Below are 11,692 nucleotides of genomic sequence, written 5' to 3'. Positions count from 1 at the left end.
AATCTTCAAATTCAAATTAAAAGGCTTATTTTTATGATTCGCAGACAATATTTTTTTGAATTAAACTAAATTAAGCGTATTATGAAATTCGCTTATGTAGTAAACAGTAATCTTTCTGCTCATTTAGAAACAGCTGTTTATAATGAATCACTTAATCCGGATAGTGAACTGACTGGAGAGGTTATTTCTTCGATTTCAGGTTTTTCTTTTAGAATTAATCCTCAGACAGTAATTAACTTAGACTGGTTAATTGCAGGTGAGTTTGATAGTCTGGAAAGTGGAGCCGAAGCCAGTATTTTATATGGATTACTAAATGGATATATTCAGGGAATATATTTATATATTCCTCCAGAAACAGCAGAATATATGGAAAAAGATGAAGGAGAAGATAAATCAATTTCTTTTCGGCTTGATTTAAATAATAATATTAGTATCAATCCAACAGTTGGTCAGCGAAAAAGTCTTGCAGATGAGATAGATGAAAGTGACTATTATACTTTTAGAGTTATTTATAATCCTAGTTGGAGAAATTATAATGCTCTGACTCTTTATTATGAAGATAATAGATCTGAGTATTCTTTTATCGGGCAAAATGATCAAATATATATTTTTTTAGGAGATAAAATAAGAAAAGGAATTGGTCTGGAGAATAATATATATGGAAGAACATTTAGAGTTTCCAGCGATCTGGCATATTATGATAATCAGATTAAAGTTAGTAATTTTTATGAAGAAAATTATCAGGATTATGAAGCTGAAGTAGGTTTATATAAGCGATTTGGCAACTATTTATTACTCTCGGCTAATTATGATGGTGAACAGCAGCGAGATGATCAGGGAGTAAGATACTATGATCGAGAGTATGATGGAGAAATCAGGCTGTCATTTGGCAGAAGAGCTTCATTATCTTTAGGGGCTAAAAGAAATGAAGAAGAGTCGGAAGACAGAATAGATGAGGAGAGTAATCTGCGTTTGAATTATTACTTTAATCGGGAGTTTAGTTTAACTGCTGAACTAAAAGATTATCATTCGGAGTTTTTAAGTGATTACCAATCAGTTAGTTTAACTGGCAATTACTATTATTCTGATAATCCTGGTTATATTAGATTATCAGGCGAATATATTGTTCCTGATCAGGGAGAAGCCGGTACTTCATTTAGGGCAGCTTATGATATTGTTAGAGATAATGAAAGTGAAATTAAAATTGAAGTTGGTAGAGAATATACTGATTTTGTAAACAATAATTACGAAGAATATGCTACGATTTCCTATTCTCATGCCTTTTCATTCATTGGTGGAGAAAATAAACCAACCAGATTTACTGATTTTGAGCCTCGGCCTATTGTTGCTGGTTATGCCTATCTTGATGAAAACTATAATGGAGTTATGGATCCAGGAGAAAAAAAACTGGCTGATATTCCGATGAGGTTAGGTAATATGCTGGCGGTTAGTGATCAGGAAGGTTTCTTTATCTTTAAACCATATTTTAATGATATTTATTTTCTTAACTTTGATTATCGCAATCTGGTTGCTGATTATACACCGGTTACCGAAGAGATATTAGTTAGAGTTAAAGATAATCAGAATGTTATGCAGAATTTTGGAGTTACAATTAATGGTACAATTAGCGGTAAAGTTTTTATCGATAAAAATGCAAATGGAGTTAAAGATCAGAATGATCAATATCTAATGTGGGCTGGACTGGAGGTTGCTGGATTAAATAAAAAAGACTATACAGATCAGCTGGGAGAATATTATTTTCAAAATATTCCTCTGGGATATCATCAGTTAAGGCTTTTAAAAGAATCTCTGCCCAGTGGAACAAGGCCTCTCAATGGATATACTCAGGATATCTTTATAACAGAGGATCAACTTGATCACCATAATATTGATATTCCAATAGTTTATGGAGATTAAGTTACCCCAGGGCATTATGGCCCTGTTTAGCCCCGGTTTAAAAGCCGGGGTTTGATTTTGAAGTCATTTAATAATATTTAATTTTAAAATTAAATTTAAGGCTTTAAAAAAGATTAGGAGTCTAAGACTTTAATATATTAGTAAAAACACTAAATTGCTGTAAAAACAAAAATTTTACTGGACAATTTTATTATTCTATTATATAATTCGACTATGAGTCATATTGACTGGTGGTCGAAATTTTATTTATATATTTTTTTTTATCCAATTTTACTCCCCTCCCCCGGGGAGTTTTTTCTTTTTAAAAATAATTTATTTCGAAATTGTTTTAGCTGATTATTTTAGAGTAAATGAGACTATTTAATAATTATAAGAACTATTGGAGTTTTAGAAAGAGATAAACTTACCTGAAGTCTAATAATGACCAAAAATAATATAATTACTACTTGCATTATTTTTCAGAATATTTTATAATCATAAATGTAAACGTTAACGGAAACGTTAACGGAAAATAGCTAAACTTATTACATAGATAAAATTATCCACTAATTTAATTTATAAATCAGGTGATAACAAATGAAGGTTACAATTAAAGATATAGCCAGAGAAGCTGATGTGTCAGTTACCACTGTCTCCAGGGTTTTAAATAATAAACCTGATGTTGGTGATGATACCAGAGCAAAAATATTAAAAATAATAGACGAGATGAATTATAATCCCAACAGTGTGGCTCGCGGGCTGGTGATGCAGAAAACTCATACAATTGGTTTGATTATTCCTGATATCAGCAACCCTTTTTTCCCCCAGGTTGCAAGAGCGATTGAAGATAAAGCTCAAAAACTGGGTTATTCAGTTATCTTTTTTAATACAGATAATCATTTGGAGCGAGAAAAGAAAGCAGTGGAGTTATTTAAAAGTAAACAGGTAGATGGTCTAATTGTCTCTCTGTCTCTGGGAAACGAAAAAATACTCAGAGAATTAAAGGCAACAAATTATCCTGTAGTTCAGATTGATAGATCAGTACTTAGTGACTCATATCCCCTGGTCAGTATAGACAATAAAAATTCTGCCTATCAGCTGGTTGAATACATGCTTAAAAAAGGTCACCGCAAAATTGCACATATCAGTGGTGATTTAAATACTACTACTGCTCGTGAGCGACTGGAAGGCTATAAAAAGGCACTCAGAGATTACGAAATTGAAATTAATCAGGATTATATTATTGAAGGAGATTATACTCAGCATTCTGGTTTTGAGGCAATGCAGCAATTATTAAAATTAAAAGAAAGGCCTTCAGCAGTTTTTGCAGCCAATGATTTAAGTGCTGCCGGTGTTTATAAGGCTTTATTTGCTGCTGATTTGCAGATACCTGACGATATTGCAGTTGCAGGACACGATGATATTGATATTGCTTCACTTTTAAGACCGGAGCTAACCACAATGCGTCAGCCCAAATATAGTCTTGGCGAAAGAGCAGTAACAGTTCTTTTAAGGATGATAAATAATCAGCAAATCGATATTGAAGATCAGATTTTAAAAACGAATTTAATTATCAGAGAATCAGTTTAAAAACTAGAATAATTTATAAAGCTAGAATAATTCTTTAAATATAGAACTAATTAGAAAGCAGGTGAATTAATTGGCCAAAATACTTATTATTGGAAGTATGAATATGGATTTAGTGGTTGAAACTGAACGCTACCCTGAAGAAGGTGAAACTATAATTGGAGGTAAGTTTGAGCAGATTCCAGGTGGTAAAGGAGCCAATCAGGCTCTGGCAGCGGCAAAGCTGGGAGATGAAATTGAGTTTATAGGCGCCTGTGGAGATGATAGTTTTGCTCCTAAACTAAAGTCAAGCTTAAAAGCTGGCGGAGCGGTAATTGATAATATTTTTGAGATTAAAGGAGTAAGTACAGGAGTTGCGGTTATTACAGTTGATAAAAAAGGTAATAATCGAATTATTGTTTCTCCAGGAGCCAACTATCAGCTTGGACCGGATAAGATTGAGAAAGTAAAAAATAAAATTATTGAAGCTGAAATTGTTCTGTTACAGCTGGAAATTCCAGTTGCTACAATTGAAAAAATTGTAGAGATTGCTTCAGAAAATAATACCCAAATTATTCTTGATCCTGCACCGGCTCAAAAATTGTCTGACCGGATTTTAGCAAAGGTAGATTATCTACTGCCTAATGAAGGTGAACTTGATTTACTGCTGGATGAGTCAGAATCCAAAAGCAGATTAGAAAAAATTGAAGAATTACTCGGAATAGGTGTAAAAAACATAATAGTTACTGAAGGAGATAAGGGAATCAATTATTACAGTAAAGGTAAAAATATGCATCTTGATACACTGCCAGTAAAAGCAGTTGACACTACAGCAGCCGGAGATGTTTTTGCTGGAGCTTTTGCAGCCAGTTTAATGGCAGAAAATAGGTTGAAAGAAGCATTAGAATTTGCTGTTCAGGCTGCGGCTTATTCGGTAACTAAAAGAGGTGCCCAGAGTTCTATTCCGGATAAAAAAGAACTGAGTCAATTCCTTGCTGAAAGGAGTAAATAAAATGAAAAAAAATGGAATAATTAATAGTGAATTAGCACGAGTTGTTGCTGAAATGGGACATAAAGATAGTCTGACTATTGCCGACTGTGGTCTGCCAATTCCACAGGAAGTTGAAAGAGTTGATTTGGCACTGACCAAAGGTTATCCTGAGTTTTTAAAAATATTACGAGCTATGCTTAAAGATCTGGTTGTTGAGAAAGCAATTCTGGCTGCCGAAATTAAAGAAGAAAGCCCGAAGTTAGAAGCGGAAATATTAGAATTACTGCCCGATATAGAAATTGAGTACATTCCACATACTGAATTTAAAAAGAAAACAAATAACTCCCGCGCAGTAGTTCGCAGTGGAGAAACTATTCCTTATGCGAATATTATCTTAATATCAGGAGTTGATTTTTAAATGGCAAAACAAAAGGTTCTGGAAATGAAAAATATTACCAAGACATTTCCTGGTGTTAAAGCTTTAGATAAAGTTAATTTTTCTCTGGAAAAAGGTGAGGTCCATGCTCTTTTAGGAGAAAATGGAGCCGGAAAATCGACTCTGATGAAAGTTTTAAACGGTATTCATAAGCGTGATGAAGGAGAAATAATCGTAAAGGGTGAGCCTGTTGAGTTTGAAAATACTAAAGAAGCTCAAAATGCAGGGCTGGCAATTATTCATCAGGAATTGGAGTTAATACCTTATTTGAATGTAGCAGAAAATATATTCCTGGGAAGAGAAGAAAGAAACGGAGTCTTTATTAATTACAAAAAGCTCTATCAGCAAACAGAAGAAGTCCTTGATCTGCTTGGAGTAAACATTGATCCTCGAGCCCAGATAAAAGATTTAAATATCGGTAGTCAGCAGATGGTTGAGATCGCTAAAGCAGTATCACAGGATGCTGATATACTGGTTATGGATGAGCCTACTTCTTCTCTTACAAATCAAGAAATAGAAATTTTATTTGAACTAATTGAACGACTAAAAGAACAGGAAATAGCAATAGTTTATATTTCACACCGTTTGGAAGAAGTCTTTGAGATCTGTGATCGAGTTACTGTTTTAAGAGATGGCCAGTTTGTGGGGGAGGTTAAGACCTCAGAAACTAATGAAGATGAGTTAATTAAAATGATGGTTGGTAGAACCATTGAGGATCGCTTTCCGGAAATGAATTTTGCCCCTGCTGATGAAATTTTAAGAGTAAAAAATTTATCAGTACCTGATCAAATAGTTAATGCTTCTTTTTCCCTTAAAAAAGGAGAGATACTGGGAATTGCAGGTCTGATGGGTTCAGGAAGAACAGAACTTGCTAAAGCAATTTTTGGAGTTTTTAAAGAAAAAACTGGCGAGATTTTTTATCGGGGCAATAGATTGAAAATTGATTCTCCAGCGGACGCGATAGATAATGGAATTTATTACTTGAGTGAAGATCGGAAAGAAGAAGGACTGATCCTGGGTTTATCAGTTGCTGATAATATAAGTATTTCAGTTTTAAAAACAATTTTAAATGCAAATACATTTATAGATTCAGCAGCGGAAAAAGAACTGGCTGAAAAATATATCAAGGATTTGAATATCAAAACCCCTTCTGAAAAACAGCTGGTTAAAAACTTAAGTGGTGGAAATCAGCAGAAAGTTGTAATTTCAAAACTGCTCTCTACCAGACCTGAGGTAGTAATTTTTGATGAACCGACTCGGGGAATTGATGTTGGAGCTAAAAGAGAAATATACAATTTAATGCAGGATTTAATTGATGAAGGAGTGGCAGTGATTCTGATTTCTTCAGAACTGCCTGAGATTTTAAATTTAAGTAACAGAATTTTAGTAATGCACGAAAAAGAAATTATGGGAGAGCTGGATGCCGCTGAAGCTGATCAGGAAGCGATAATGAAGCTGGCAACCGGAAGGAGGAGTCAGTAAAGTGAATAATATTAGTGGTAGTATTAAAGATAAAAGTTTTTTAGAAATTTTAAATAAATTTAAAACAGGAATTGGGCTCTTAGTTTTGGTAATAGTCTTATCTTTTATGAGTCCTTACTTTTTAACAATTCCCAATCTGTTAAATGTAGTCCGACAGGTTTCTATTATTGCAGTGATTTCATTTGGAATGACCATGGTAATATTAACAGGAGGAATTGATCTTTCAGTTGGTTCAATGCTTGCTTTTTCAGGTGCTGTTGCCGCTGGAATGATGGTTAATTCTGGCCTTAATGTATTTCTGGCTATCTTAATCGGTCTGGCAGCAGGTACAGCGCTGGGGCTGTTTAATGGAATTGCAGTTGCCAAAGCGAAATTGCCAGCGTTTATTGTGACCCTGGCGATGATGACTGTAGCCAGAGGTTTTACTCTGATCTATACAAATGGTCGGCCAATTTCAGGTTTTGACGAAACATTTAGGTTTTTTGGTGCCGGCTATTTAGGTAGAATTCCAATTCCAGTTGTAATTATGTTTATTCTTCTAATAGTAATTTATATCTTATTAAAAAAGACACCTTTTGGTCGTTATATTTATGCTATTGGTGGCAATGAAACAGCAACTAAATTGTCCGGTATTAATACAGATAAAATTAAGATTGCAGTATATGCTCTTAATGGTTTTTTAGCAGCAGTAAGTGGTATTATTTTAACATCTCGTCTTAATTCAGCTCAGCCAATGGCTGGCGAAGGTTATGAGTTAGATGCGATCGCTGCCGTTGTACTTGGAGGAACCAGTCTCTCAGGAGGTAGTGGTGGTGTAATTGGGACCATTATTGGTGCCTTAATTATAGCGGTTTTAAATAATGGCTTAAATCTCTTAAATGTATCTTCATTTTATCAGTTAGTTGCTAAAGGTGCTGTTATTCTGCTTGCTGTCTTCCTGGATCGTAAGAGTCAGCAGCAGTAATAATATAGATTAAGAAAAATACTTCAAACAGGAGGTGAATTTTTCATCAGCTTCTTTTTGACAGGATTCATTAAAAGAATTAAATTCAAGGAGGAATAAAAAAATGAGAAAACTTATTGTAATTGCTTTATCTTTAATGTTGGTGGTAGGACTTTCTGCAGGTGTTGCAGCACAGGATATTAAATTGGGTCTGGCTATTTCTACTTTAAATAATCCTTTCTTTGTTGATCTAAAAGATGGTGCAGAATCTATGGCAGCAGAAATGGGAGTAGAAATTTTAACTGTTGATGCTCAAAATGATGCTGCAAGTCAGTTGAGCAGTGTTGAGGATTTATTAATTAAGCAGATTGATGTTTTAATTGTTAATCCAGTTGATGGAAATGCTGTTGTTTCTGCAATTACAGCCGCCCAGGATGCAGGTGTACCTGTAATTACAGTTGACCGTGCAGCTGAAGGTATCGATGTTACAAGTCACATTGCTTCTGATAATGTTGCTGGTGGAGAAATGGCTGGAGACTTCATTGCCAAGCAATTAGGCGAAAAAGGTAAAGTTGTAGAACTACAGGGTATTCCTGGAACCTCTGCTGCAAGAGATAGAGGTAAAGGATTTAATCAGGCTATGGATAAGTATTCTGGCATGGAAGTTATCGCAAGACAACCTGCTGGTTTTGACCGTGCAGAAGGTATGACAGTTATGGAAAATATTCTGCAGGGTAATCCAGAAATCGACGCGGTATTTGCTCATAATGATAACATGGCTTTAGGTGCAATGGAAGCAATTGCAGCAGCCGGTCGTTCTGATGAGATCATGATTGTTGGTTTTGATGCTATTGATGATGCAAGAGAAGCTGTAAAAGAAGGAAATATGGCAGCAACTGTTGCTCAAAAGCCAGGTTTAATGGGAGAAATGGCAGTAGAAACAGCAGTTAAAGTAGCAAATGGAGAAGAAGTTGACGAATATACTCCAGTACCTCTAGAGTTAATTACTGAGTAAAAATTAATATTAGTTTTAACTTTAGTTATTAATTTCAATGGATATGCAGAGTAAATAGCTAATAGTTAAATTAAGGCCCTTCTTCATTTTAAAATGAAGAAGGGCCTTTTAAAGTATTAGATTAAATTATTTAATTTTGTGCAGATTTTTAAATGACTTAACAATATTGCGCATTAAAACCTGATTGGTAACTGTTCCAACTCCGCCGGGAACAGGGGTGATACTTTTAACTTTTTCTGCAGCTGAATTATAGTCAACATCTCCCAGTAATTTTCCTTCGACAAAGTTTGTACCAACATCGATAACAACAGAATCTTCATTTAACATTTCACCTTTAATCATTTCAGCTCTACCCACTGCTGCTACAACAATATCTGCATTTTTTAATTCCCATTTTAAATCTCTGGTACGGGAGTGGCACATTGTTACCGTTGCGTGTTTTTGTTGAAGTAAAATTGAGACCGGTTTGCCTACTATATTGCTTCTACCAACAACTACAGCTCGCTGGCCTTTAATGGGGATATCATAATAATCAAGAATCTCCATACAGGCTTCGGCAGTAGCTGGATTTAAAGTTTCTAATCCAACAAAAAGTTTACCCAGAGAAGCAGAAGTTATACCTTCAATATCTTTCTGGGGATTGATCATTTCCAGGCTATCTTTTAGTTCAATTGGAAGAGGCTGTTGAACCATAATAGAAGTTATTTTGTCATCTGCATTAGCAGCTTTGAGTCGAGCTTTAAAATCTTCTGGTTGATCTATAAACTGCTGGTACTCAAATTCAATTCCTATTGCCTCACAGTTTTTTTCAATCCTGTCCGCATATGCTTTACTGGCAGCATCTTCTCCGTACTGCAGCACAATAAGATGGGGAGCAGCACCTGTTTCAGATTTCAATTTTTTTACTTCCGTAATTAGACTTGCTTTAATTTCTGCTGCTAATTTTTTGCCGCTTAATTCTTGCATTCTGTCACTTCCTTTATTTAAATTAATAAAATTTAGTTTCAGTTAATCAAAATAATTAATTTGCAAGTTCAATAATTTCCTCTTTAAGGCGGGAACTTTCATCTTTTAATTTAAGATATTCTTTTTTGATATTGGATTTATATTCTTCATTATCAAGGCTTTTGAGATTGATTTTAACATTTGCTATTGCACTACCAACTGCTGCATCTCCTATGTATGCTGCTACTTCAAAGTCACTGGCCAACATTCTATTGCCTATTTCACTTATTTCCAGACTGAGGCGCATTAATCTGACAGCCTTTTTTGTCATATCCATTGAAAACTCTACTGCATCCTGACAGACTGAACGAACTTTTTCCTGGTCTCCAGCTTTATAACTGTCCAGAATATCAGATAAGATTTTGCTGTCTTGATCAATCATTAAAAGCATTTCTTTTTTTAATTCTTCGCTTTCTGCCAGAATTTCTTTGGCTTCTGCTTCAACTTCCTTATACTTTTCTTTTCCTATTGTCAGGTTGGCAATAAAGCTGATTAATGCAGCATTTAAGGCACCGCTTAACGCTGCTGCACTCCCTCCACCGGGAATAGAATTACTTGAACTTAAGTCCTCTAAAAATTCTTCTATAGTTTTTTGTCCATACATGCTAAAACTCCTCTCTTTTTAAGTAAGATTTTATAAATATTCTAAAAATTTAATCTGACTTAATTTAATTATATAAAACGATATGATTTTTAACAAGGTAAAATTTTTTGATATATATTTTGAAGTTAGGAGCTGACTATAATATAATTATCACAACCTGTCAAAATAATAAGAGGTTGGAGAAAAGAAAGTTGGGATATTATGCAGATCTTTTTTGAATTAAAAGAAAAAATTATTAGTTTTTTATTATATTACTATATTGAATTTGTTTATAAAACAAGTAAGATTGAAAAAATAGGCCGTTTAGATCTTTTAGAAGATAGCTGTAAAGATAAATTTATTATTTTTATTTGGCACGGAGATAGCTATTGTTATTATCCTTTTTTAGAAGGAAAGAAACTAAATATTATCACAACTAAAAATAAAAGAGGCGGGGTTATAAGCAGGATTAGCAGCCATTTTGGCTATGATGTTTTAAGACTACCTGATACTGGGGGGAATGGTGACTACATATTTAAAGTTAGAGATTTGATAAACAAAAAAACATATGCTAATCTTGTAATGTCAGTGGATGGTCCAACTGGGCCTCAGCATGAAATTAAAAATTTTGCCTTAATAATGGCTCTTTTTTCAAAGAGAAAGATTTTACCGGTAACTATTGAGGCTAAGCATAAAATAGAATTGAAGAAAAGATGGGACAAATTAAAGCTACCGCTTCCCTTTAATAGAATAAAGATAAAAGTAAATGATCCATTTAATCCAACTAAAAGTGACAGGAAAGAGAAGTTCATTACGATAAAAAAAGAAATTAAAAATGTTATGGAGTCCCAAATAGGTGATAATTAAATTTAGCTTTTAGAGCCCGGGCATCAGCATTAAGATAATAGCTGGCCCGGGTTGAAATTTTTAATAATCAAATTCTGCCCAGCTGGGATCAATTATTCGATTATCTTCATTTAGTGCATCCATTTTTTCTTTTGCTTCAGCAGGTAGCTCCCAATCAAAAAGATCAAAGTTACTTTCTAAATGTTCCCTTGAGCTCGCTTTGGGAATTGCTACTACATCTTTTTCAATTAGCCATTTAAGAGCCAGTTTAGAAGCTGACTTTTCATATTTATCAGCTAATGTTTTTATTATATCATTTTGGAAAACTTCTCCTCTGGCTAAAGGACTATAGGCTGTAAGAATGATCCCATTCTCCTGACAGAAATCAAGCAGATCTTTTTGATATAATGATGGATGGAATTCTACCTGATTGACTGTTATTAAGTCAGGATAAATTTTTATTGCATCTTTGAGATGATTTATGGTAAAGTTGCTAACACCAATATTGTGTGCCAGCCCTTCTGCTTTAACTTCTTTTAAAGCTTTTAAGCTTTCTTTTAGAGGTATTTTTTTATTGGGCCAGTGAATTAAAAGCAAATCCAGATATTCTATCTCTAATTCATCCAGAAATCTCTCTGCATCTGCCTTTATATCATCATAATGCAAATTTTCTGGCTTTATTTTAGAGGTTATAAATAGTTCTTTTCTGTCAATATTAGCTTTCTTAATTCCTCTACCAACAGCCTGATGATTGTCATAGCCGTCAGCAGTATCAATGTGATTATAACCGATATCCAAAGCTTCTTTAACTGACTTTGTACATTTTTCTCCTCTTAACTGCCAGGTTCCCAGACCTAAAAGTGGCATCTGATCCCCGGAATTTAATTCAACATATTTCATTTTATCAACCTCCAATTTTAATCTTAATT

The 11,692-nt window shown here is 34.1% G+C and carries 11 protein-coding genes; 8 read left to right on the top strand and 3 right to left on the bottom strand.

Features of this window, described 5'->3' with window-relative positions; translation table 11 throughout:
• The first annotated feature begins 81 nt into the window (after positions 1-81).
• The 7 genes from DFR80_RS13185 to rbsB all read left to right on the top strand — a co-directional run bounded on the left by DFR80_RS13185 (position 82) and on the right by rbsB (position 8,329).
• A complete protein-coding gene (locus DFR80_RS13185) occupies positions 82-1,917 on the top strand; it encodes a hypothetical protein (protein WP_114490241.1) in 1,836 nt (611 codons plus the stop codon).
• 576 nt (positions 1,918-2,493) lie between these two features.
• A complete protein-coding gene (locus DFR80_RS13180; protein WP_114490240.1) occupies positions 2,494-3,486 on the top strand; it encodes a LacI family DNA-binding transcriptional regulator in 993 nt (330 codons plus the stop codon).
• A gap of 70 nt (positions 3,487-3,556) precedes the next feature.
• Positions 3,557-4,474, top strand: coding sequence for a ribokinase (gene rbsK / locus DFR80_RS13175; RefSeq protein WP_114490239.1), 918 nt, complete (start codon positions 3,557-3,559; stop codon positions 4,472-4,474).
• A 1-nt stretch (position 4,475) separates the two neighbouring features.
• On the top strand, positions 4,476-4,871 hold the full coding sequence (rbsD, locus tag DFR80_RS13170; protein ID WP_114490238.1) for a D-ribose pyranase: 396 nt from the start codon (positions 4,476-4,478) through the stop codon (positions 4,869-4,871).
• Positions 4,872-6,371, top strand: coding sequence for a sugar ABC transporter ATP-binding protein (locus DFR80_RS13165; RefSeq protein WP_114490237.1), 1,500 nt, complete (start codon positions 4,872-4,874; stop codon positions 6,369-6,371).
• 10 nt (positions 6,372-6,381) lie between these two features.
• The gene (locus tag DFR80_RS13160) at positions 6,382-7,335 is read left to right on the top strand and encodes a ribose ABC transporter permease (protein WP_369862788.1); all 954 of its coding nucleotides are present in this window, start codon (positions 6,382-6,384) and stop codon (positions 7,333-7,335) included.
• 103 nt (positions 7,336-7,438) lie between these two features.
• Positions 7,439-8,329, top strand: a complete 891-nt coding sequence (rbsB, locus tag DFR80_RS13155; protein WP_076546078.1) for a ribose ABC transporter substrate-binding protein RbsB — start codon at positions 7,439-7,441, stop codon at positions 8,327-8,329.
• A gap of 126 nt (positions 8,330-8,455) precedes the next feature.
• On the opposite strand, the gene DFR80_RS13150 is transcribed toward rbsB, so the two are convergent.
• Positions 8,456-9,295 carry a bifunctional 5,10-methylenetetrahydrofolate dehydrogenase/5,10-methenyltetrahydrofolate cyclohydrolase gene (locus DFR80_RS13150; RefSeq protein ID WP_114490236.1) on the bottom strand — a complete coding sequence of 280 codons (840 nt, stop codon included), beginning with the start codon at positions 9,293-9,295 and terminating at the stop codon, positions 8,456-8,458.
• A gap of 55 nt (positions 9,296-9,350) precedes the next feature.
• Positions 9,351-9,938 carry a cyclodeaminase/cyclohydrolase family protein gene (locus DFR80_RS13145; RefSeq protein ID WP_114490235.1) on the bottom strand — a complete coding sequence of 196 codons (588 nt, stop codon included), beginning with the start codon at positions 9,936-9,938 and terminating at the stop codon, positions 9,351-9,353.
• A gap of 201 nt (positions 9,939-10,139) precedes the next feature.
• On the opposite strand from DFR80_RS13145, the gene DFR80_RS13140 reads away from it, so the two are divergent.
• Entirely contained in the window at positions 10,140-10,784 is a 645-nt protein-coding gene (locus tag DFR80_RS13140; RefSeq protein ID WP_114490234.1) for a lysophospholipid acyltransferase family protein, read from the top strand.
• 60 nt (positions 10,785-10,844) lie between these two features.
• On the opposite strand, the gene DFR80_RS13135 is transcribed toward DFR80_RS13140, so the two are convergent.
• Positions 10,845-11,663: an aldo/keto reductase gene (locus DFR80_RS13135; RefSeq protein WP_114490233.1), complete on the bottom strand. Its 819-nt coding sequence runs from the start codon at positions 11,661-11,663 to the stop codon at positions 10,845-10,847.
• Between the last annotated feature and the right edge of the window lie 29 nt (positions 11,664-11,692).

The organism is Halanaerobium sp. ST460_2HS_T2, assembly GCF_003337665.1.
Lineage (GTDB): Bacteria > Bacillota > Halanaerobiia > Halanaerobiales > Halanaerobiaceae > Halanaerobium > Halanaerobium kushneri.
Note: the sequence above shows the minus strand (reverse complement) of the source record. Positions and strands in the feature narration are given on the sequence as shown.